Source organism: Stenotrophomonas sp. YJH_SMC_64 (assembly GCF_059371375.1).
The window spans coordinates 75736-97914 of the sequence record NZ_JCAFUN010000015.1 but is presented as its reverse complement, the minus strand read 5'-3'; the positions used below and the strand labels follow the sequence as shown (position 1 = coordinate 97914).

Annotated in this window: 22 protein-coding genes; 10 read left to right on the top strand and 12 right to left on the bottom strand. The window is 65.8% G+C overall.

Annotated elements, in window-relative coordinates:
* The first annotated feature begins 100 nt into the window (after positions 1 to 100).
* The 4 genes from AC5P9L_RS16810 to AC5P9L_RS16795 all read left to right on the top strand — a co-directional run bounded on the left by AC5P9L_RS16810 (position 101) and on the right by AC5P9L_RS16795 (position 6550).
* Entirely contained in the window at positions 101 to 790 is a 690-nt protein-coding gene (locus tag AC5P9L_RS16810) for an ABC transporter ATP-binding protein (protein ID WP_004137569.1), read from the top strand.
* Between the two features lie 14 nt (positions 791 to 804).
* Positions 805 to 1962: an ABC transporter permease gene (locus AC5P9L_RS16805; RefSeq protein ID WP_005407727.1), complete on the top strand. Its 1158-nt coding sequence runs from the start codon at positions 805 to 807 to the stop codon at positions 1960 to 1962.
* A 13-nt stretch (positions 1963 to 1975) separates the two neighbouring features.
* Positions 1976 to 3298, top strand: coding sequence for an ABC transporter permease (locus tag AC5P9L_RS16800; protein WP_005407726.1), 1323 nt, complete (start codon positions 1976 to 1978; stop codon positions 3296 to 3298).
* Positions 3299 to 3691: 393 nt separating this feature from the next.
* Complete coding sequence (locus AC5P9L_RS16795; RefSeq protein ID WP_111189583.1) at positions 3692 to 6550, top strand: TonB-dependent receptor plug domain-containing protein; 2859 nt, start codon at positions 3692 to 3694, stop codon at positions 6548 to 6550.
* A gap of 207 nt (positions 6551 to 6757) precedes the next feature.
* Here the strand turns inward: AC5P9L_RS16795 and rarD are convergent, their stop codons facing one another.
* Positions 6758 to 7654, bottom strand: coding sequence for an EamA family transporter RarD (gene rarD, locus AC5P9L_RS16790; RefSeq protein ID WP_012478888.1), 897 nt, complete (start codon positions 7652 to 7654; stop codon positions 6758 to 6760).
* Entirely contained in the window at positions 7651 to 8556 is a 906-nt protein-coding gene (yedA, locus tag AC5P9L_RS16785) for a drug/metabolite exporter YedA (RefSeq protein ID WP_043035189.1), read from the bottom strand. Before yedA ends, rarD begins: the two co-directional genes overlap by 4 nt.
* Before the next feature lie 223 nt (positions 8557 to 8779).
* On the opposite strand from yedA, the gene AC5P9L_RS16780 reads away from it, so the two are divergent.
* Together AC5P9L_RS16780 and AC5P9L_RS16775 are read left to right on the top strand one after the other, a co-directional pair.
* The gene (locus AC5P9L_RS16780) at positions 8780 to 10114 is read left to right on the top strand and encodes an MFS transporter (RefSeq protein WP_010486964.1); all 1335 of its coding nucleotides are present in this window, start codon (positions 8780 to 8782) and stop codon (positions 10112 to 10114) included.
* A gap of 67 nt (positions 10115 to 10181) precedes the next feature.
* On the top strand, positions 10182 to 10481 hold the full coding sequence (locus tag AC5P9L_RS16775; RefSeq protein ID WP_111189598.1) for a hypothetical protein: 300 nt from the start codon (positions 10182 to 10184) through the stop codon (positions 10479 to 10481).
* 219 nt (positions 10482 to 10700) lie between these two features.
* Here the strand turns inward: AC5P9L_RS16775 and AC5P9L_RS16770 are convergent, their stop codons facing one another.
* From AC5P9L_RS16770 to AC5P9L_RS16755, 4 genes are all read right to left on the bottom strand, one after another.
* Entirely contained in the window at positions 10701 to 12353 is a 1653-nt protein-coding gene (locus AC5P9L_RS16770) for a M28 family metallopeptidase (protein ID WP_099484558.1), read from the bottom strand.
* Positions 12354 to 12458: 105 nt separating this feature from the next.
* On the bottom strand, positions 12459 to 13391 hold the full coding sequence (locus tag AC5P9L_RS16765; protein WP_099484559.1) for an MBL fold metallo-hydrolase: 933 nt from the start codon (positions 13389 to 13391) through the stop codon (positions 12459 to 12461).
* A 249-nt stretch (positions 13392 to 13640) separates the two neighbouring features.
* The gene (locus AC5P9L_RS16760) at positions 13641 to 13937 is read right to left on the bottom strand and encodes a hypothetical protein (protein WP_099484560.1); all 297 of its coding nucleotides are present in this window, start codon (positions 13935 to 13937) and stop codon (positions 13641 to 13643) included.
* A gap of 210 nt (positions 13938 to 14147) precedes the next feature.
* Complete coding sequence (locus AC5P9L_RS16755; RefSeq protein ID WP_111198434.1) at positions 14148 to 15440, bottom strand: tryptophan--tRNA ligase; 1293 nt, start codon at positions 15438 to 15440, stop codon at positions 14148 to 14150.
* A 108-nt stretch (positions 15441 to 15548) separates the two neighbouring features.
* Between AC5P9L_RS16755 and AC5P9L_RS16750 the strand changes: the two genes are divergently transcribed.
* Positions 15549 to 16358, top strand: a complete 810-nt coding sequence (locus AC5P9L_RS16750; protein WP_227416082.1) for a hypothetical protein — start codon at positions 15549 to 15551, stop codon at positions 16356 to 16358.
* Between the two features lie 73 nt (positions 16359 to 16431).
* Here the strand turns inward: AC5P9L_RS16750 and AC5P9L_RS16745 are convergent, their stop codons facing one another.
* From AC5P9L_RS16745 to rocF, 3 genes are all read right to left on the bottom strand, one after another.
* On the bottom strand, positions 16432 to 16653 hold the full coding sequence (locus AC5P9L_RS16745) for a CsbD family protein (RefSeq protein ID WP_004153772.1): 222 nt from the start codon (positions 16651 to 16653) through the stop codon (positions 16432 to 16434).
* 207 nt (positions 16654 to 16860) lie between these two features.
* A complete protein-coding gene (locus tag AC5P9L_RS16740) occupies positions 16861 to 16998 on the bottom strand; it encodes an entericidin A/B family lipoprotein (RefSeq protein ID WP_005407710.1) in 138 nt (45 codons plus the stop codon).
* 160 nt (positions 16999 to 17158) lie between these two features.
* Positions 17159 to 18079: an arginase gene (rocF, locus tag AC5P9L_RS16735; RefSeq protein ID WP_005407709.1), complete on the bottom strand. Its 921-nt coding sequence runs from the start codon at positions 18077 to 18079 to the stop codon at positions 17159 to 17161.
* A 130-nt stretch (positions 18080 to 18209) separates the two neighbouring features.
* On the opposite strand from rocF, the gene AC5P9L_RS16730 reads away from it, so the two are divergent.
* Positions 18210 to 18557, top strand: coding sequence for a hypothetical protein (locus AC5P9L_RS16730; protein WP_005411961.1), 348 nt, complete (start codon positions 18210 to 18212; stop codon positions 18555 to 18557).
* Between the two features lie 24 nt (positions 18558 to 18581).
* Here AC5P9L_RS16730 and AC5P9L_RS16725 read toward each other — a convergent pair whose 3' ends face one another.
* On the bottom strand, positions 18582 to 19352 hold the full coding sequence (locus tag AC5P9L_RS16725; RefSeq protein ID WP_005411960.1) for a DUF3011 domain-containing protein: 771 nt from the start codon (positions 19350 to 19352) through the stop codon (positions 18582 to 18584).
* Between the two features lie 590 nt (positions 19353 to 19942).
* On the opposite strand from AC5P9L_RS16725, the gene AC5P9L_RS16720 reads away from it, so the two are divergent.
* The gene (locus tag AC5P9L_RS16720; RefSeq protein WP_043035194.1) at positions 19943 to 20350 is read left to right on the top strand and encodes a hypothetical protein; all 408 of its coding nucleotides are present in this window, start codon (positions 19943 to 19945) and stop codon (positions 20348 to 20350) included.
* Between the two features lie 80 nt (positions 20351 to 20430).
* On the top strand, positions 20431 to 20730 hold the full coding sequence (locus AC5P9L_RS16715; RefSeq protein WP_005407704.1) for a hypothetical protein: 300 nt from the start codon (positions 20431 to 20433) through the stop codon (positions 20728 to 20730).
* A 257-nt stretch (positions 20731 to 20987) separates the two neighbouring features.
* Here the strand turns inward: AC5P9L_RS16715 and AC5P9L_RS16710 are convergent, their stop codons facing one another.
* Both AC5P9L_RS16710 and AC5P9L_RS16705 read right to left on the bottom strand, forming a co-directional pair.
* A complete protein-coding gene (locus AC5P9L_RS16710) occupies positions 20988 to 21290 on the bottom strand; it encodes an addiction module antidote protein (RefSeq protein ID WP_005407703.1) in 303 nt (100 codons plus the stop codon).
* Positions 21291 to 21330: 40 nt separating this feature from the next.
* Positions 21331 to 21636 carry a type II toxin-antitoxin system RelE/ParE family toxin gene (locus AC5P9L_RS16705; RefSeq protein ID WP_005407702.1) on the bottom strand — a complete coding sequence of 102 codons (306 nt, stop codon included), beginning with the start codon at positions 21634 to 21636 and terminating at the stop codon, positions 21331 to 21333.
* Between the last annotated feature and the right edge of the window lie 543 nt (positions 21637 to 22179).

The following is a 22179-nucleotide window of genomic DNA, read 5'->3' as shown; positions in this document are numbered from 1 at the left end:
GCCTGGCGCCCATGGGCGCCGCCGGCAACACCGCTCGACGCACGCCTGCGGCCACCGCAGGTGCGCTTCCCCGTTTCCCGCCTTCCGTGGAGAACCACCCATGTCGACCCTGGTTTCACTGCGCAACATCACCAAGACCTACCAGCGTGGCCCCGAGAAAGTGCAGGTGCTGCACGGCATCGACCTGGACATCGCCAGCGGCGACTTCGTCGCGCTGATGGGCCCGTCCGGTTCGGGCAAGACCACCCTGCTCAACCTGATCGGCGGCCTGGACAACCCCAGCGGCGGCGAGATCAGCATCGAAGGCGAGCGCATCGACCAGATGAGCGGCGGCCAGCTGTCGACCTGGCGCAGCCACCACGTCGGCTTCGTGTTCCAGTTCTACAACCTGATGCCGATGCTGACCGCGCAGAAGAACGTGGAGCTGCCGCTGCTGCTGACCCACCTCAATGCCGCGCAGCGCCGCCGCAATGCCGAGATCGCGCTGACCCTGGTCGGCCTGGCAGACCGCCGCAGCCATCGCCCCAATGAACTGTCCGGCGGCCAGCAGCAGCGCGTGGCGATCGCGCGGGCGATCGTCTCCGACCCGACCTTCCTGATCTGCGACGAACCCACCGGCGACCTCGACCGCCAGTCCGCCGAGGAGATCCTCGGCCTGCTGCAGCAGCTCAACCGCGAACACGGCAAGACCATCATCATGGTCACCCATGACCCGAAGGCCGCCGAGTACGCCACGCACACGGTGCACCTGGACAAGGGCGAGCTGGCCGACGCGCCGCTGGCCCACTGACGGAGGCCACGGCGATGAAATACTTCTCGTTGGTGTGGGCGCAGCTGTTCCGCAGCCGCACGCGCACCTTGTTGACCCTGCTGTCGGTGGTGGCCGCGTTCCTGCTGTTCGGCATGCTCGACTCGGTGCGCGTGGCGTTCTCGTCCGGCGGCAGCGTGGAAGGCGCCAACCGCCTGGTGGTGGCCTCGCGGCTGTCGATCACCCAGTCGCTGCCGATCCGCCTGGAAACCCAGATCCGCCAGGTGGCCGGCGTGCGCGACGTGGCCTACGGCATGTGGTTCGGCGGCATCTACCAGGATCCAAAGAACTTCTTCCCGAACTTCTCGGTGTCGCCCAACTACTTCGATGTCTACCGCGAGCTGCAGATCGATCCGGCACAGCTGGAGGACTGGAAGCAGACCCGCACCGGCGCCATCGTCGGCGAATCGCTGGCCAAGCAGTTCGGCTGGAAGATCGGCGACACCATCCCGTTGCAGGCCACGATCTTCCCGCGCGGCGGCAGCAACGACTGGCCGCTGGAACTGAAGGGCATCTACCGTTCCAAGGACCGAGCGCTGGCGGCCAACGAAGAACGCCAGTTGATGATGAACTGGAAGTACTTCGATGAATCCAACGACTACATCAAGAACCAGGTGAGCTGGTACACGGTGACGCTGGACAACCCGGATCATTCCTCGCGGGTAGCGCAGGCCATTGATGCAATCTCGGCCAACTCCGACCACGAGACCAAGACCCAGACCGAGTCGGCGTTCCAGCAGGCCTTCGTCAAGCAGTTCGCCGACATCGGCATGATCGTCACTTCAATCATGGGCGCGGTGTTCTTCACCCTGCTGCTGCTGACCGGCAACACCATGGCGCAGGCCGTGCGCGAGCGCGTGCCGGAGCTCGCCACGCTGAAGACGCTGGGCTTCAAGGACAGCACCGTGCTGACCCTGGTGATGGTGGAGTCGGTGCTGCTGATCGGCCTGGGCGGCCTGATCGGCATGGGCCTGGCCGCACTGATCCTGCCGGCGATCGGCCCGAAGAGCATGGGCATGCTGCCGCCACACGTGCCGACGCCGACCTGGCTGATGGGGCTGGGCCTGATCGTGGTGATCGGCATCATCGTCGGGTTGTTGCCGGCGCTGCGTGCCAAGCGCCTGAAGATCGTCGACGCACTGGCCGGCCGCTGAGGAGGACACCGACATGTTCAAGAGCAAACTCAAGAAATGGCTGGGCAACGGCCTGACGGTGCTGCTGCTGGTGATCGGCCTGGTGCTGTGGATCAGCCTGCCGTGGTTTGGCGTGCTGGCGGTGGCCGTGCTGGTGGCACTGTGGCTGCTGCTGACCCGTGGCGGACGGTTGGCGCTGGCCGCCACCCGCATCGGCGTGGCCAGCCTGCCGCAGCGCTGGGGCGCGTCCTCGGTGATCGTGGTCGGCATCGCCGGCGTGGTCGGCGTGCTGGTGGCGATGCTGGCGATGGGCGAAGGCTTCCAGGCCACGCTCAACAACACCGGCGACGACACCACCGCCATCGTGCTGCGCGGCGGCTCGCAGGCCGAGACCAACTCGGTGATCACCCGCGAGCAGGTGCCGACGTTGTCCACCCTGCCCGGCATCAGCCGCGATGGCGAAGGCCGGCCGCTGCTGTCGCCGGAGCTGTCGCAGGTGGTCAACCTGGTGTCGAAGTCCGACGGCACCGACGTCAACGCGCAGTTCCGCGGCGTTGGTCCGCAGGCCTGGGCCGTGCATGACAAGGTCAAGATCATCGAAGGCCGCAAGTTCGCAGCCGGCCTGCGCGAGATCGTGGTCGGCCAGGGTGCCAAGGGCCAGTTCCGCGACATGGACGTGGGCAGGACGCTGACCCTGGGCAACCAGACCTGGACCGTGGTCGGCGTGTTCGCCACCGGCGATGCGCACGATTCGGAGCTGTGGACCGACGCCGATACGCTGGCCACCACCTACCAGCGCAGCGCCTGGCAGTCGATCAGCGTGCGTACCGATGGCAAGGCCGGCTTCGAGCAGTTCAAGGCAGCGGTCGCCGCCGACCCGCGCCTGAAACTGGACGTGGAAACCACCCGTGTCTACTACAGCAAGCAGGGCGGCGGGCTGACCAAGCTGATCGACATCCTCGGCAAGGTGATCGGCACGATCATGGCGGTGGGTGCAGTGTTCGGCGCACTCAACACCATGTACGCGGCCGTGGCCACCCGTGCGCGCGAGATCGCCACCATGCGCGCGATCGGCTTCCGCGGCCTGCCGGTGGTGACGGCGGTGATGCTGGAGACCATGCTGCTGGCGTTGCTGGGTGGCCTTCTGGGGTGTGCGGTGGCGTGGCTGCTGTTCAATGGCTACAGCGTATCCACCATCGGCAGCAACTTCAGCGCGGTGGTGTTCAAGTTCCACGTGTCGCCGGAACTGCTGTGGACCGGACTGAAATGGGCGCTGGGCATCGGCCTGGTCGGCGGCCTGTTCCCGGCGCTGCGCGCGGCACGTTTGCCGATCACCACGGCGTTGCGCGAAACCTGAGCATCACGCAGCGGTGGAATGCGCATCACGCAGGGGGACGGAGCGAAGGCTCCGTCCCTTTTCTTTTGCGCGTCATCCACGCTTGGTGGTGAGCCAGGACGTCCAGTAGATCCACGCCATGCGTGGATGGATGCCGGCGCACGCGCACGGCTACAGATTGCGGGAAATACGCCGCTATCGATGCCTCTGCCCATCGCAAGCGCAACGCGCGTGACGTCGCGCACATCCCATCTGTGGATTGTTGGTTGCGATTCATTTTCGCGCACATCCGCGGCGCAGAGGCAAACAGTTACGAATGGAAACATTCTAGAATCGCCCCCCCACGTTGGTTTGCAGCACCCCACGCGTCCATAGAACGGGCGCTTGTTTTTCCTGAAACACGAGATTTCACGGATGTCCCTGAAAACCAATCCGCTGCGCAACGCGATCGTCATCGCGCTGGCCGCCAGCTGCACCACCCCCGCCTTCGCACAGAGCGCCGGCGATACCCCGACCAACCTCGATCGCATCGAAATCACCGGCTCGCGCATCCGCCAGGCCAGTGTCGAGACCGCACAGCCGGTCGTCGCGCTCAGCCGCGCCGAGATCGAGAAGAAGGGTTACATCAACGTCGCCGACATCCTGCAGGACGTCACCGCCGCCGGCGCACCGAGCCTGAGCCGCTCGTCGTCGCTGAGTTCTTCGCGCGACTTCGGCGGCACGTACGTCAGCCTGCGCAACCTCGGCCCGGAGCGCAGCCTGGTGCTGATCGACGGCCGCCGCATGGGGGTCAGCGCCGGTGGCTACTCCGACCTGGCTTCGATTCCCTCGGCGATTGTCGAGCGCGTGGAAGTGCTCACCGATGGCGCGTCCGCGCTGTACGGCTCGGACGCCATCGCCGGTGTGGTCAACATCATCACCCGCAAGAACTTCGACGGTGGCGAAGCCGGCGTCTACGTCGGCCAGTACGGTGAAGGTGACGGCCAGAAGCGCTCCTACAGCGCCACCTTCGGCAAGACCTTCGACCGCGGCTGGTTCAGCGTCGGCGCCGAGCGCACCAAGGAAGACGAGATCCTCGGCAGCGAGCGCGAGTTCAGCCGTTACCCGGGTGGCCCGCGCCATCCCGACGACGTCAAGGCACTGAACCAGACCACGCAGTGGGGCAGCGTCACCGTCGACGGCAAGTCGCTGACCGTGGGCCCGGGCGGCGACCCGAGCCAGAAGGGCAATTTCCACACGCCCAATCCGGCCGATGGTGCCAACACCAAGACCAACATGAGCCTGCTGAGCGGCCTGGAGCGCACTTCGGTGTTCGCCAACGGTGGCTTCTCGATCACCGATGACCTGCGCATCGTGGCCGACGCGCTGTACAGCAAGCGCGAGTCGACCAAGCACCTGGCCGGCTACCCCTACTCGGTGTCCACCGCACAGGCGCGCAACGGTTCCCGTGCTGCCCTGTCCAAGGACAGTGCGTTCAACCACTGGGGCCAGGACGTGCTGTTCTCGCACCGCACCGAAGAAATGCCGCGTGCGACCGAGAACAACCTGGACACCAAGCGCGCCAGCATCGGCCTGGAAGGCAGCTTTGAAACCGGTTCGCGTTACTGGGACTGGAACGTCAGCTACATGTACAACCGCAATGAAGGCGAGCGCATCGGTACCGGCAGCATGTACCAGCCGCATGTCGACCTGGCGGTCGGCCCATCCTTCATGGATGGCACCGTGGCACGCTGCGGCAGCCCGGGTGCAGTGATCGCCGGCTGCGTGCCGTGGAACCCGGCCGCGCCGATGGGCTATGCAGGCCCGGGCTCGCTGAGCAACCAGGACGTGCAGGACTACCTGTTCACCCGCTTCGTCGACAAGATGAAGAGCACCACGAAGGTCGCCAGCGCCAACATCTCCGGTTCGGTGTTCACCCTGCCGGCCGGCGACGTGATGGCCGCGATGGGCTTCGAGCACCGCAACGAAGAAGCCAGCTACACCCCGGACCTGATGGTGCAGAAGGGCCAGATTGCCGGCACCACCGGCCAGCCGACCCGTGGCGACTACTCGCTCAACGAGGTCTACCTGGAGCTGCAGGTACCGCTGCTGGCCGACATGCCGTTCGCGCGTGAACTGTCGCTGGACCTGGCCGGCCGCTACACCGACTACAACACCTTCGGTTCGACCACCAACAGCAAGTTCGGCCTGAAGTGGAAGCCGATCGACAGCCTGCTGGTACGCGCGACCTATGGCACCGGCTTCCGTGCGCCGACTGTGGACGACCTGTACGGCGGTGCGGTGAAGAGCCGTGATTCGTTCACCGATCCGTGCGATACCTCGTTCGGCATCGCTGCCAGCAGCGCGACCGTGGCCGCACGCTGCCAGGCGCTGAAGGTGCCGGCGGACTTCCGCCAGCAGACCGCGTCGGAAGGCAACGTCGCCAACCGTCCGGGCCAGCAGGGCATCGCCGATTTCGACTCCGGTTCCAATGCGAACCTGAAGCCGGAAACCGCCAAGACCTGGACCGTGGGCCTGGTGTACAGCCCCGAGTTCGTGCCGGGCCTGGACGTCAGCCTGGACTGGTGGAAGATCCGCATCGACAACGCGATCGTGGGTGAGTCGGCCACCGACATCCTCAACCAGTGCTACGTGCAGGGCGTGGATTCGGCGTGCGGCCGCTTCACCCGTTCCACCAGCGCCAAGACGCTGGGTCAGGTGACGTCGCTGGACCGCTCGCTGGTCAATGCGGGCTACCGCGAAACCGCCGGCTACGACTTCAGCCTGCGTTACCGCCTGCCGGAAACCGCGTTCGGCCGCTTTGCCGCCACCTGGAACACCACCTACACCGACTACCTGGAGCAGCGCAACGACAGCGCCGCCACCACGCCGGTGGAGCAGAAGACCGGCTGGCAGGGCAACTTCCGCGTGCGTTCGACCTTCAACCTGGATTGGCAGTACGGCGACCTGGGCATCGGTTGGACCGCCCGCTACTACTCGGGCATGAAGGAAGCCTGCTCGTATGACCTGGCCGGTGGCCCGGACTGCAACATGGCCGGCTTCGTCTCGCCGTACACCGATGCGCAGCCGAGCCGCAAGGTGGGCTCCAACACCTTCCACGACCTGCAGGTGCGTTACAGCCTGCCGTGGGACGGCACCGTGTCGCTGGGCGTGAACAACGTCTTCGACCACCAGGGTCCGATCATGTACAGCCAGCCGAACAGCAGCTTCACCTACTACGGTGGCTTCGACATCGGTCGTTTCATGTACATGAAGTACCAGCAGCGCTTCTAAGCCTGCAACCGCGTTCCCGCCACCGCCATCTCTCTCTCCTGGCGGTGGATGGAAGCAGAACGGCGCCCTTCGGGGCGCCGTTCTTTTTTGGGTGGAAGCGGGTCGGATCCCTTCGCCCTGCGAAGGGCTCTGACCCCACGCGACGGATAGAACAGGGTCAGAGCCCTCCGCGTTGCGGAGGGATCCGACCCCGCAGCCCCGCCGGCGCTAGCGCTTGGCGCGCATCGTGCGGATGTTGTCACCGACGAACAGGATCAGGCCGGCCCAGATCGCGGCGAAGCCGATCGCCTTGGCAGTATCGAACCCTTCGTGGAAGAAGAACACGCCCAGCAGCAGCTGCAGGCTCGGCGCGATGTACTGCAGGATGCCGACCAGCGACAGCGGGATGCGCTTCACGCCGTAGGCGAAACCGATCAGCGGCACTGCGGTCACTGCGCCACCGAAGACCAGCAGCAGGTCATTGCGCCAGCCCCAGCCATGGAAGAACGCGCCGCCATGGCCGTTTTCCGCCCAGATCGCGAAGGCCAGCGCCGGCAGGAACAGGTACATGCTCTCCACGCCCAGGCCGGCCACCGGATCGACCGAGACCAGCTTGCGCAGCAGGCCATACAGGCCGAACGAACAGGCCAGGCCCAGCGCGATCCACGGCGGCGTACCCGCGTCGATGGTCAGCCAGGCCACGCCCACCGCCGCCATCGCCACCGCCACCCACTGCAGGCGCCGCAGCCGCTCCTTCAGCACCAGCACGCCCAGCAGCACGTTCACCAGCGGGTTGATGAAGTAGCCCAGGCTGGTCTCGATCACATGGCCGGCGTTGACCGCCCAGATGTACAGGCCCCAGTTGAAGGCGATGGTCAGGCTCGACACCAGCAGGATCGGCAGCGCGCGCGGCTGCGCGGCGATCTTCTGCCACCAGCCCAGGCGCGAGCTGATCAAGAGCCAGCCCAGCACCATCACGGTGCTCCAGATGATGCGGTGGGCGATGATCTGGAACGAGGGTACCTCGTTGAGCAGGTGCCAATAGACCGGCACCAGGCCCCAGATCACGAAGGTGGATGCGGTAACCAGCAGGCCCCGGCGTTGTTCTTTCTCGTCCATGCTCACTTCTTTCTCGTCCTTGCCATTGTCAGCACCACCACACCCAGGAGAATCACCGCCATCGCCAGCAGGTCGCGCCAGCCGAAGCGCTCGCCGTTGAGCAGCGCGCCCAGCAGCACCGCGATCACCGGATTGACGTACGCATAGCTGCCGGCCAGCGCCGGCCGCACGTTCTGCAGCAGCCAGACGTAGGCGGTGAAGGCAACGATGGAACCGAACACGCACAGGTAGGCCATCGCCAGCAGGCCACCGGTATCGGGCAGCGTGGTCGGGCGCTCGCCGACCGCCAGGCCGATCAGCACCAGCAGCACGCCACCGCAGATCATCTGCCCGGCGGCGGTCATGAACGGGCCCGGCAGGTCCAGGCCGCGCGCCCACACCGAACCGAAGGCCCAGCCGATCGGCGCGATCAGCAGCAGCACCAGCCCGGTCGGCGAGGCCGTCAGGCTGCTGCCGGCGTTGAGCCAGACTACGCCGAGGAAGCCGATGGCGATGCCCAGCCACTCACCGCGGCTGGCATGCTGCCCGCGCAGCGCCGAGAACAGCGCCATCCACAGCGGCACCGAGGCCACCGCTGTCGCGGCCAGGCCCGAGGACACCTCACGCTCGGCCAGCACCACCATGCCGTTGCCCAGCACCAGCATGGTCACGCCCATCACCACCAGGTTGCGCCACTGCCGCAGGGTCGGGTTCGGCATCTTCCAGAACAGGCGCAAGGCCAGGAACATCAGGCCACCGGCAATGATGAACCGGCTGCCGGAAACCATCGTCAGCGGCAGCGCGCCGCCGTGCAGGGCCTTGGCGATGCCCAGGTAGGTCGAGCCCCAGACCACGTAGACCAGCAGCAATGCCAGCGCGACAAGGCCACCCCGGGGGGCAGCCGCAGACGAAGAGGGGGGAACCGACATGACACACCAGGGAGCCGGGGGAAGGCGGATTCTAGGACGTTTTGAGTATGGTCCGGCACCCCGGACGGTGGCACGCTGTCATCCATCCATGCACCCTGCTCTGGTCTGCTACCCCGTGTTGACGGCCGATGCAGTACCAAGAGGGCTGCCCGGCCGCGCCGCCCCAAGGCCGGGCGCCGTTTTCCCTGCGCACGGACGCGCCGCATCGAGGATTCCCACCCAGATGAGCACCACGTCCCAACCTGCCGTACCCGCGAACGACCGCGCCGCCCTGCGGCGGTCGATCTCCAACACCCTCAAAGGCTCCGCCGGCAACCTGGTGGAGTGGTATGACGTCTACGTGTACTCGGTGTTCGCCGTGTACTTCGAATCGCAGTTCTTCTCGCCGGACGACAAGAACTCCACGATGTACGTGTGGGCGATCTTCGCCGCAACGTTCCTGATGCGCCCGATCGGCGCCTGGTTCTTCGGCCGCTTCGCCGACCGCCACGGCCGCCGCCTGGCGCTGACCGTCTCGGTCACCCTGATGGCGCTGTGCTCGTTCCTCATCGCCATCACCCCCACCGCTGCCAGCATCGGCATCTGGGCCGCCGTGATCCTGCTGTTCGCACGCCTGCTGCAGGGCTTCGCCACCGGTGGCGAGTACGGTGCCAGCGCCACCTACATGTCCGAGGCCGCCATTCCCGGCCGTCGCGGCTTCCTGTCCTCCTTCCACTACGTCACCCTGGTCGGCGGCCATGTGCTGGCCCAGCTGACCCTGCTGCTGATGCTGACCTTCTGGGGCAAGCCGGAGATCTCCGAGTGGGGCTGGCGCATCGCCTTCGGCATCGGTGGCATCGCCGCGGTGGTGGTGTTCTGGCTGCGCCGCGGCATGGACGAATCGCTGTCGGAGTCGTCCATCGAAGCCGCACGCGAAGGCAAGGCACAGAAGTCCGGTTCGATGTACGAGCTGTTCGTGCACCAGTGGCGGCCGCTGCTGCTGTGCTTCCTGATCACCGCCGGTGGCACCGTGGCCTTCTACACCTACTCGGTGAACGGCCCGAAGATGATCCAGAGCGCCTTCGCCGGCAACGACCCGATGACCGGCACCCTGATCAACCTGGGCGTGCTGGCGTTCCTGATGGTGCTGCAGCCGGTCGGCGGCTGGCTGTCGGACATCATCGGCCGCAAGACCCTGCTGGTGTTCTTCGGCGTCGGCGGCGTGCTGTACAGCTGGTACCTGATCACCCAGCTGCCGCACCAGCATGACGCCACCCTGGCCTTCCTGACCCTGGCCATGGCCTTCGTCATCCTCACCGGCTACACCTCCATCAACGCGGTGGTGAAGGCCGAGCTGTTCCCCACCCACGTGCGTGCACTGGGCGTGGGCCTGGGTTACGCGCTGGCCAACTCGCTGTTCGGTGGCACCGCCCCGCTGCTGTACCAGGGCGCGCTGAAGACCGGCCATGTCGACTGGTTCGCTATCTACGTAACCGCCACGATCGCGGTATCGTTGGTGGTCTATGTGTTCTTCCTTACCAACAAGGGCCCGAACTGGCTCGACGGCACCCGCAAGTAAGCGCGTTGCCGTAATTGCGGCCACCGGTGCAATGCCGGTGGCCGCTGCGTCTCCCGCCACGCCACTGATGTGGATCGCGGCGACGCTGGCCGCAACCACGGCACTGGCCTGGCTGCTGCGCCGCCCCAACGCACAGGCCGCATGGCCACGCATCGGGTTCGGGATCGCCCTGCTGGTGTTCTGCTCCGCGCTGGCGCTGCAGCTGGCGGTGGACCTGGGCAGCGGCCACAGCTCGCTGCAACTGCGCCTGCATCGCGGCATCAATGCAGGGTCGCCGGTTGGCCTGCGCACGATGGTGGCGTGCTATCTGGCAGCGCTCGCTGCCGCCGGCTGGGGCGCATGGACGCTGCTGCGCCGGCGCAGGTAGTGCCGGCCGCTGGCCGGCAATCCGCAATCCGCAATCGGCAATCGGCAATCGGCAATCGGCAATCGGCAATCGGCAATCGGCAATCGGCAATCGGTAGAGTCGACTGTTGGTCGACTGCTCTCTCTGTCGGCACCGGAAAACCCGCGCTGCGCGCGATAGTCGACTGGCAGTCGACTCTACCCCCGGCGAAATGACATGACACCCCGCCGGTCCCGAGCCTCAGCGGCGGGCCGCTTCGCTCTTGTCGCGCGCGCCGCGGAACTCCGATTCCTTCTCCCACGTCGGCCAGCGGCGGCTGTTGGCCAGCTCGGCACCCAGGTCGTAGACCAGCAGAGTGTCAGCCGCGTGGCCGCTCGGATCCCAGCTCGGGGTCCAGGCATCGCAGGCCTGGTGGTAACAGTCGGCGAAATACTTCTCGCGCAGCGCGCGGCCGGCTTCAACACCGCCGTCCAGCTTGTCCAGGCCCGGGCCGATGGTGATCGCCGGCACGCCCAGGCGGGCAAAGGCGAAGTGGTCGGCGCGGTAGAAGAAGCCGGCCTCCAGGTTCGGGTCCGGGCTGTAGCTGCGACCGCGGGCCTTGGCCACGCGTTCCAGATCGCCTTCCAGCGACACCCGGCCCTTGCCCCACGAAGCGATGTCGCGGGTCGGGCCATCCGGGCTGAACATCTCGATGTTCAGCACTGCAGCGGTCTTGTCCAGCGGCGCCAGCGGATGCGCGGCGTAGTAGCTGGCGCCCAGCAGGCCCTTCTCTTCGGCGGTCAGTGCCACGAAGTACAGCGTGCGCTGCGGCTGCGGGCCGGCGGCGAACACGCGGCCCAGCTCCAGCACCGTGGCCACGCCGGTGGCGTTGTCGATCGCACCACGGCGGATGCGGTCGCCCTTGGCGTCGGCTTGGCCGATACCGAACGCATCCCAGTGCGCGGAGAAGATCACGGCCTCGTCGGCGTGTTCACCACCGGGCAGCTTGGCCACCACGTTGCGGGTGACCACCTGCTCGCGCTTGAGTGCGAAATCCACGCTCAGCTTCGCGTTGTCCAGTGCCACCGGGCGGAAGTCGGCACGCATCGCCTTGCGCTTCTCGGCATCGAAGTCGAGGCCGGCGTCGGCGAAGATCGCCTCGGCAAGTTCGCGCTGCATCCAGCCACGCAGCGGCGTGTGCTGCGCCATCGCCTCGGCCTGGCCGCGTTCGATGTCGAACAGCGGCGAGGTGCCCGAGCTCTTCACAGTGGCCCAGCCATAGGCGGCCGGCGCGGTCTCGTGCACGATCAGCACACCCTCGGCACCACGGCGCGCGGCTTCCTCGAACTTGTAGGTCCAGCGGCCGTAGTAGGTCACCGCCTTGCCATCGAACGCGCCCGGCGCATCGGCTTCGAAATCGGCGTCGTTGATCAGCACCACGGCGATCTTGCCGTGCAGGTCCACGTCCTTGTAGTCGTTCCAGTGGCGTTCCGGTGCGTCGATGCCATAGCCGACGAACACCAGTGGCGCGTCTTTGATCTGCACGCGCTTGCGCGGCTGCAGGCTCTGCAGGGTCACGTCCACGCCGTTGGCCAGCGCGCGCTTGCCCTGCTTCAGCGACAGGCTGGCCTTGGCCGGGCCGTCCAGCTGCGCGCGCACCAGCGGCACCGGCTGCACCCAGCTGCCATCCACGCCACCCGGCTGCAGGCCGTAGCTGCGGAACTGCTCGATCAGGTACTGCACCGTGCGCTCTTCGCCCTCGGTGGCCGGCGCGCGGCCCTCGAATTCATCCGATGCCAGCACACGCACGTGCCGCGACAGTGCCTGCGGATCGATGCCGCCACCCGGCAGGTCGTTGGCCGCATGGGCCAGCCCGCCGACGAACAGGCAGGACGACAGCAGCAACACGCGCATCGGATTCACGGCAGTACCACGGCTAGCTTGGAAGTCACCAGAGTGTAACGTGGTCGTGACACCACGGCGCAACCTGGGCCCACGTCATCCACGCATGGCGTGGATCTACCTGCTGATGCGGTCCAGCCAGCAGGCCAGGCCCTGCGCGTTGAGTTCGATGTCCATCGCCAGAACAGCGATCACCGCCGCATCGTCCAGCGCACAGCCATGCAGCTGTGCACGTTCCAGGTACAGCGCCTGCAGCGCGGCCAGCAGGCAGCGGTGGCGGTCGGGGCGGCCATCGCACTGGCGGCCGATGGTGGCCATCGCATCGATCTGTTCGAACAGGTCGTTGGCCAGTTTCTGCACCTGCTCCACGCGGCCGTAGTGGGTCAGGTACATCGCCTGCGGGCCATAGCCCAGCATGCGCTGGATCGAGGCCTTCATCGCTTCCGGGTCGAACTGCACCGGCGACGAGGTCGGGAAGATGAAGGCCCCCTGCGCGCTGTCCAGCTCGCGGTAGGAAATGCCGAAGGTATCGCCGGTGAACCAGCTGCGGCTGCGCGCATCCCACACGCAGTAATGGTGCAGTGCGTGGCCCGGGGTGTGCAGCAGCACCAGCTCGCGGCCGGCCAGGTCGATACGGTGGCCGTCCTCGGCCACCACCACACGATGTTCGGGAATGGCCTCGATACGACCATAGCTGCGCGCGATTTCCTCGGCACCGTACACCGCCGTGGCACCGGCAATCAGCCGGGTCGGGTCGATCATGTGCGGCGCACCGCGCGGGTGCAGCACTGCCTTTGCGTTGGGCAGCTGCTGCATCAGCAGGCCGGCGCCGCCGGCGTGGTCCAGGTGCACGTGCGTGAGCAGCAGCCAGTCCACCGCGTCAACGGCCAGACCCGCGGTGGCCAGCGCCTGCAGCATCGCCGGCACCGACAGGCCGGTGCCACAGTCGACGAACGCGGCGCGGTCGTTTTCAACGATCAGATAGGCCGCGTCGAAGTCGGGACGCTGGAAGCCGGTATCGATGGTGTGGATGCTGGGGTCGGCGATCATCGGCACGCACCTGGCAGGATCGGGAACAGACGCCCATGGTAGGCGCGCGGGCGGTCCGGGTTCGATGCGGCTTTGGTCGGGTAGTGCCGGGTTGTGGCCGGGTAGAGTCGACTGTCAGTCGACTGTCGCGCGCAGCGCGGGCTTCCAGAAGAGCAGTCGACTCACAGTCGACTCTACCAAGGGCAAGCGCAGGCAAGGGCAAGCGCAGGCCAACCAACCGCAGGTCCATCGGGTGCGCAAGGGCCAGGTTCAGCGCAATGCGAACCGCGGCCGCAGCAGCAGGGCCAGCACCAGCACCGCCAGGAATGCGCCGTAGGCGTACAGCACCGCCAGTACCTGCGGCCAGATCGGGCCGGCGCCGGGCTGTGCCAGTCCAAGTCGATACCCCCACAGCATCGAGACGATGCTCAGGGCGAAGGCCAGCAGCAGGGTGGAGCCATCGAACAGGCGCCGCCGCGGGGTGCGCGGCTGGCGCGGGAACAGCCAGTACAGGCTGCCCAGCAGCAGGAACCAGGGCAGGAACAGCAGCAGCGACAACCAGGCCATCGCAGACTCCATGTCATCGCGCCTGAGGCGCGCGGACATCATGCCATGACCTTCGTTCGCGGGTAGGGCCGGCCGCTGGCTGGCGTTTTCCTATGCAGTGCCGTGGTAGTGCCGGTCGCTGGCCGGCGTTTTCCTATGCAGTTGCCGTGGTAGTGCCGGCCGCTGGCCGGCATTTCCTATGCAGTTGCCGGCCAGCGGCCGGCCCTACCCTTACGCTTCGCGCAGCATGGCCAGGGCCGCCAGCACGGCGTCCACTTCGGCTTCCAGCTTGAACAGTTCGCTCTGCAGCTGGTCACCCTGCTCCGCCTGCTTGATCACGGCAATCAACTGCCCCGCGTCGCGCGGCGAATCGAAGCCTTCGCTCTGGATCAGCAGCGTGCCGTCACCGGCGGTCAGCTTGAAGTAGAAACGGCCGTCCTTCTCGCGGTACTGCTTGAACTGCGGCGGTGCCACGCGGGCCACGCCGGCGTCCTCGCTGGCGATATCGCCTGCGGTGGACAGGTCACGCAGGCCCACCGCATGGCGCAGCTCGTCCAGCAGCGGTGCCGCCAGCTGCTCGCGCAGCTGCTGGCCACGGCGCTTGAGCAGCGCCTCGATCTTCTCCGGCTCGGCCATCAGCGCGTTGTAGCGCTCGCGCAGCGGCGACAGCTCGCTGTCGATGCGCTCGAACAGCTGCTGCTTGGCGTCACCCCAGCTGATGCCGGCGGCGAACGCCCTGGCGAATTCGGCGGTCTGTTCCGGGGTGGCGAAGGCCTGGTACATCTGGAACAGCGCAGAGCCCTCGGTGTCCTTCGGCTCGCCAGGTGCGCGCGAGTCGGTCAGGATCGAGAACACCAGCTTCTTCAGCTCCTCGCGCGGCACGAACAGCGGAATGGTGTTGTGGTAGCTCTTGCTCATCTTGCGGCCATCCAGGCCCGCCAGCGTCGCCACCTGCTCGTCGATCACCACGTCCGGCAGCGGGAAGTACTCCTTGCCATACACGTGGTTGAAGCGCTGGGCGAAGTCGCGCGCCATCTCGATGTGCTGGATCTGGTCACGGCCCACCGGTACCTGGTTGGCCTTGAAGATGAGGATATCTGCGGCCATCAGCACCGGGTACATGAACAGGCCGGCGCTGACGCCTGCGTCCTCGTCCACGCCTTCCTCGCGGTTCTTGTCCACCGCCGCCTTGTAGGCGTGCGCGCGGTTGAGGATGCCCTTGCTGGCGATGGCGGTCAGGAACCACATCAGCTCGGTGGTCTCGCGGATGTCGCTCTGCCGGTAGAACCACACGTGTTCCGGGTCCAGGCCACAGGCCAGCCAGCTGGCCGCGATCTCCAGGGTCGCGCGCTGGGTGCGCTGCGGGTCCTGGGACTTGATCAGGCTGTGCAGGTCGGCCAGGAAGAAGAAGCTCTCGATCCCCGGCGCGCGGCTGGCCGCGATGGCCGGACGGATGGCGCCAACGTAGTTGCCCAGGTGGGGCGTGCCGGAGGGGGTGATGCCGGTAAGGACTCGGGTGGTCATGACTGCGTGGGGTAACCTTCGATGAACGGGGCCAGTTTACCTTGCACGCCACCAACCCCGTCAGGGCCTGCGGCGCGTTCATTCACGCAACCCCGCTGGAGACACCCGATGAAACGCCTGCTGCCCCTGCTGTTGATCCTGCCCCTGGCCGGCTTCCGCCCCGCCCCGGTGCCGCCGCCGGCCTACGAGGGCGGCCCCGTGCGCATGTCTCTGGTCGACCGCGACCGCGGCACCGAATTGCGCAGCTACCCTGCCGAGGGCCAGCGCTGGGTGGCCGGCGAGCGCGGCCACCGCTACGCCGTGCGCCTGTACAACGACAGCCCGCGCCGGGTGCTGGTGGTGCTGTCGGTGGACGGCGTCAACGCCATCTCCGGCGAGGATGCCGATCCGTCGCAGACCGGCTACGTGCTCAACCCCGGCCAGCGCGCCGACATCACCGGCTGGCGCAAGAGCCAGGATGAAGTGGCGCAGTTCGTGTTCAGCAGCCCCAGCGGCAGCTATGCCAGCCGCACCGGTCGCCCGGACAACATCGGCGTGGTCGGCGTGGCGGTGTTCGAGGAAGCGCGCCGCTGGCGTCCGGATCCGATCCTGCGCCGCAGCCTGCCGCTGCCGGCACCGGCCCCGACGGCCGAAGCGGCGGCCGATGCCAGCGCCAGCAACAGCCGCATCGAGGGCTATGCCAGCAAGTCACAGGCCCCTGCGCTGGGCACCGGCCACGGCGCACGCGAGAAGTCGTCGGTACGCGATACCGACTTCGAACGCGCCAGCCGCAGCCCGGCGCAGGTTCTGCAGCTGCGCTACGACAGCGCCCGCAATCTGCGCGCGCGCGGCATCCTGGTCGATACACCGCCGTCGCGCCTGCCGCGCGAACCGCAGGCGTTCCCCAACCGCTATGTGCCGGACCCGCCGGCGCGTTGATCGGCCGCCCAGACAGCACAACGCCCGCAACCTCTCGGTGCGGGCGTTGTGCCGTGGGGGAAAACCGTAGCGCTTACTTGTAGTCCGGGTAGTCCTTGCTCACGGCATCCTGGAACTCACGGACTTCCTTCTCAGCGCGATCCTTGGCCCAGCCATAACGTTCCTGCAGGCGGCCGGCCAGATACTCGGCATTGCCTTCAGCCACATCGAAGTCGTCGTTGGTCAGATCGCCCCACTTGGCCTGGGCCTTGCCCTTCAGCTGCGACCACTTGCCGGAAATGATGTCTTTGTTCATTGCTGGGAGTCCTTGGTTGCAACGGCGTTCTTACCGTGGCTACAGCTTCGCGCAGCGGCTGTTGAGCGCCGGTCAACCGACCATGAAAGCACTGCTCACCTGCTTGAATGGTTCACTACGCTTCGACACGTACGCTGCAGAAAAACGCGCAAGAAAAAAGGCCGGGGAGGTCCCCCCGGCCTTTTTGCTTTCCGTTCCACTTCAGGCTCAACGGCCCTTGGCGGCATCTTCAACCTTTTCGCCAGCCTTCTGCACGTCCTTGCCGGCACCGGCAACGGTGTTGCAACCGGCCAGCAGGGCCACCGAGAACATCGACAACAGCATCAGGGCAACTACGCGCTTCATGGGCTTCTCCTTGGGTTCGCCGCTATACCGCTTCATTCGCGGATGGGGTTCGGTCGCTCGGCGGAAGGAGCCAATGCCACTGCCGCCGCGTGATGTGCAATCTGGCGGCAGGGGCGTGGAGCGGGTGTGAACGGATCATCGATCCGTTCAGGCGGAGAGCTCAGTCGCGCATCAGGGTGGACTTGCCGAACAGGCTTTCGACCAGGTCCACGGCCAGTTCGGCGGTGGCATTCTGCTTGTCCAGCAAGGGGTTGAGCTCGACGATGTCCAGCGAACCCATGCGCCCGGTGTCGGCAATCATCTCCATCACCAGCTGCGCCTCGCGGTAGTTCACCCCGCCCGGCACGGTGGTGCCGACGCCCGGTGCGATGCTCGGGTCGAGGAAATCCACATCGAAGCTGACATGCAGGTGGGTGTTCTCGTCGATGCCCGCCAGTGCTGCCTCGACCGCGCGCTTCATGCCGTTCTCGTCGATGTAGCGCATGTCGTAGACATCCACCTTGTGGGTCTTGATCAGGCGCTTCTCTTCCGGGTCCACCGAACGGATGCCGATCTGGTGCACCTGGATGGGGGTGATCGCCGGTGCGCTGCCGCCGAGGTGGGTCAGCGCCTTCGGGCCGAGGCCGCACAGGCAGGCCACCGGCATGCCGTGGATGTTGCCCGATGGAGTGACATCGCTGGTGTTGAAGTCCGAATGCGCATCCAGCCACAGCACGCGCAGGGTCTTGCCCTGCTCGCGGCACCAGCGTGCCACGGCAGTGATCGAACCGATGCCCAGGCAGTGGTCGCCGCCGAGCATGATCGGCATGCGGCCGGCCTGCAGTTCGGCATAGCTGGCTTCCATCAGCGCGTGGTTCCACGCCACCACTTCATCCAGGTGGCGGTAGCCTTCCACCGGCGCGGTCCACGGATTGCGCGGACCATCCAGGTTGCCCAGGTCGCGCACATCCACGCCGCGCGCCTCGAGCGCTTCCGGCAGCCCAGCCACGCGCAGCGCTTCCGGCCCCAGCCGTGCACCGCGATGGCCCGCACCCACATCGGTGGGAACGCCAATCAGCGATACGGAAATGGGATGGGCCATGGGTGCCTCCTGCGGGGGAAAAAGAAGCACAGTCTAGCCAGAGCTGTGTGACACCACTCGCGGCGGTGCAGCAGGGCCATTGCATGGCATGATGCCGCGCGGTCCCGACCACCTTTCATGGAAGATTGCGATGTCGCCCTTCATCAACACCGCCTGGCCACGCTTCTTCATGGGCGCGCTGCCCATCGCCGCTTTTGCGGTTCTGTTGAGCAGCTCGATCGATGCATCGCCGTACCGCTGGCTGATGCAGGCGACGCTCCTGCTGGTGCCGCTCTCGACCCTGGTATTCCTCGGGTTGGGTTGGCAGCGTCTGCGCAAAGCACACGCCGAACACCCGATTCTGAAAAGCGAGCTGCCCCGTGTGGCGACGGCATTGATCGGCAACGTGAAGCTGGCGGCGCTATGGTTCGGCCTGACCTTCGTTGGCATGTTCACCCTGATGCTGGCGTGGGTGTTGCTGTATAAGTCCTGCGGCTGAAGCCTGCCCCAACCCGCTGCGCGCTCAGCGTCCGCGGCGGCGAACCGGCGTCAGGCTCTGCACCTGGCCGTTGTTGCGCATCATGCACAGGAAGCGGCCGTCGGGATAATCGATGATCAGTTCCTGGTAATCGCTGCCCACCGGCATCTGGGTGACCAGGGCGCCCTGCGCGCCCTTGCGCACATTGCAGGCCCCCAGTGCGGTATCGCCTGACGGCGCCGGGGTGGTCACCGAAGACACATTGCGGAACACCGCGCGGCAGCCGCCATTGACCCACACCGAGTGCCGCGACAGGCCCCAGTTCTTGCCTTCCTCGCAGCGGGTGCGGCTGAGCTGGCGCACGATCTCCACATTGCCACGGGTATTCAGATCGCACGACACCTGCTGCTGGCCGGTGGATTCGCAAGTGACTTCGCGCGGTAGCGCGGCATCCCCGGTGGCAGCGTCGCCAGGGCGGGCGCTGTTTGTGGCGGGCGCGGGCGCACCACGGCTGCTGACCTGGCAGATGCCAGTGGCGCCGCCTCGGCCGGTGTAGCTGACCTGCGGCGAGCCGTCATCGTTGCGGCTGATCGACAGGGTGATGCCGCTGTTGGCATCGCGTGCTTCGAAATAGCGGTCGTTGAAACGTTTCAACGCCGTCTCGCGGCCTTGCACGTAGACCGGACCGCCTTCGTCGGCGTGCACATCGATGCCGCCCGGGCAGCTGGCGTTGAAGAACGGTACCGCGGCCATGGCTGGGACCACGAAGGCGGTGGATACCAGTGCGACGGTGAGCGACAGGGCATGGCGACGCATGTGCGGATCCCGAAGGGGCCCAGGATGGGCGTGTGGCGGCAGTATGCGGTGGAGCGCTGCGGGCTGTCCGTGAGGAATATCAATTTCCGGGTAGCGCGCGTGGGGATTCATGTCTGGTAAGGTGTTCTGGAAGCCCTGCCGGGGAAGTTAAGCCAGCTTTACTTCCTGGGCCATGAAAGGCCCTGCGACAGCAATGACGCACCAGGATTCATCGTTGGTTGCAGCCCCGCGCGAAATGTCGCTTCTGGCATTGCAATGCTCGAAACGGGCCAAACGCGATAATTCATTTTTCCTTTCAGATCACCCGATGCCATCGAAACAAACGACTGGCAGGCGGTGATTTCACGTGCGCATGATGAATCGCCACCTGCGAGGGTGGCCGGGACTTCCAAGCCCGTGTTGTCAACGATGTATACGCCAGCCGGCGTCGTCCTCCCAAGTACGGCGCCGGCTGGCAATCCGTTAGCCGATCGACGGCGGGCGGTGCGTGGGGGCCTCGTGCCCGCCGATTCGTTGACCCGGTCTTGGAAGCCACGCATCGCCCGCCACCCTCCTCGGGTGGCACCTCTGTTCCCGACGAGGATGCCCGCATGCCCAAGGCCCATCACCCGTACCTGACCGCCACCCTGGGCGAGGCTGCCCTGCGCCTGCCGCCCGAACTGGCGCAGCCGTTGGAAGCCGCTTTCGCCGCCGCCAACGAGGCCCCTGCGCCGATCAACCTGCCCGGATGCCTGCAGCGCATCCGCGCCGGTGATGCCGCCGACGGACAGCCGTGGACGGGGCCCGCCAGCACACCCGGCCAGGCCGTGGCCGCCGCACGCCGGGATCGCGCCGCAGTCGGCCTGGTGTCGTTGTTGGAGCCGTATCACGCCGCAGAGCGCGTGCGCGTGGACGGGGAAGAGAAGGACGATATCGGCGATGGCACGCGCGAAGGGCTGATGCTGGCCTGTCGGGGGCTGGCGGAGTATGTGGCGTTGCAGGTGGGCGGGGCTCAATAATGCGGAACATTGGCGTCTCCAACGCACAGATTCAACACGCCGCAACCCCGACGAACGAATCAGGCAGACCCGCTGCTGGAATGAGCACACCCTACCCAAACCTGAAACCTGTCCTCGTTGAGCTGCGGCTGGACGAAGTGGATTCGCGCGGCGGCGCTGTTGCCGAGATGATCGCCTCCACCGCGCGCCCCATGGCGCTGTCCATAAGCCCTGAACTCATGTGGTACAGCTTCGTGCTGAATGACAGAGCCATCGCCCGGATCCGTCCTGGAACGCGGGCGAATTGCACAATCTCATTCATCAATTACGAAGGTGCGAAGGAGGTGTTCACTTGTGGCACGTTGGCCGCCTTCGGAGACGGATCATCAACAAAGGGTTGATCCGCATCATCCGGTTTGATTGAACCTGTTCGCGCCGAATGCCTTGATCTGGCAACGGCAGACGCGTGAGGCATCAATGCGCAGCGTGGCACACAAGCTGCTTCGAGCCAGAATGGCCAAACGACTCCTCCTTTGCCGCGTCATTGAGTTGACTCACCGGCTTGGGACGAAAAAACCGCCGAAAGGCGGTTTTTTCATGCTTTTCCGTGCGCTTTACGTCCAGCGACGTGCCAACGCATCAAGGTCCGCACGTACGCTCATGCAGCGCTGGCATGCAGGCGCACACCCAGGGCACGAGTCACCTTCAGGATGGTCGAGAAATCAGGGCTGCGCTCGCCAGACAGGGCACGATACAGACTCTCCCGCGACAGGCCCGCCGCACGTGCGACCTTGCTCATCCCTTGGGCACGCGCGATATCGCCCAGCGCCTTGGCGATGAATGCCGAATCGCCGTCGCTTTCTTCGATGCATGCATCGAGATAGGCCGCCATTTCCTTCGGTGTATGAAGGTGTTCGGCCACATCAAATGCTTCGAGTTCAACTTTCTTCTTGATAGCCATGATGGGACAGCTCCAGTACTTCGGTATTGAGTCGTTTCGCCTACAACCAGTTCGATGCTCGCAGGGCACGCGCAATCTCCTTGGCCTTCTCTATATCGCGCTGTTGCGAACCCTTGTCGCCTCCGACCAGAAGAATCACCAACTGCCTGCCCCGCTGGGTGTAGTACACGCGGTAACCGGGTCCTGCATCGATACGCAATTCAGAAACGCCATCCGCCAGATAGCGGTGATCACCAGGATGGCCTTCAGCGAGCCGACCGATACGGGCCAGGATGCGAGCGCGTGCGGTTACGTCCTTGAGAGCGTCAATCCATGTCGCGAACTGACGGGTACGCTGGATCTTCATGGAGAAATGTAGCCTACTGGCTACATACTTTCAACAATCAGGTTCAACAATCAGGATCGCGCGCAGGGAAGTGCAGAGCGACGCATCACACGCCGCGAGGGAGAACAGCGGAGAAGGAAGGAGGGGGGGCGGGATCGGCGCCCGACTGGCCAACGCGCAGCCGCTGCAAAAAGAGATTGGCAGATGCCCATTGGTGCGCTTATCCAACCCAAATAGTCGAATCAAGCTATTGATATTTAATTAATTTACTAAGAAGAACACGTGATAAAACCCCCTATTGCACCCCCAATTGGCCTGGATGTAGTTGGACGGTAATGGACGACTGCACGAGGTCAGCACCTCCTACCTCATCCACTCAATTTCCTTACATCGCTAGTGCGGCTGCTAAACATCGGAGCGTTCGCGCGGCCTCGCCATAGTAGGAAGCGGCCAACACCATCTCCGTAGTCACTTGGCGGGTTCTCCACCGCCAACGAGGCATCCGCCTACCGGCTTCCACACATATCGACCTCCATGATCGCCGCAATGTACGGCCTGGAAATG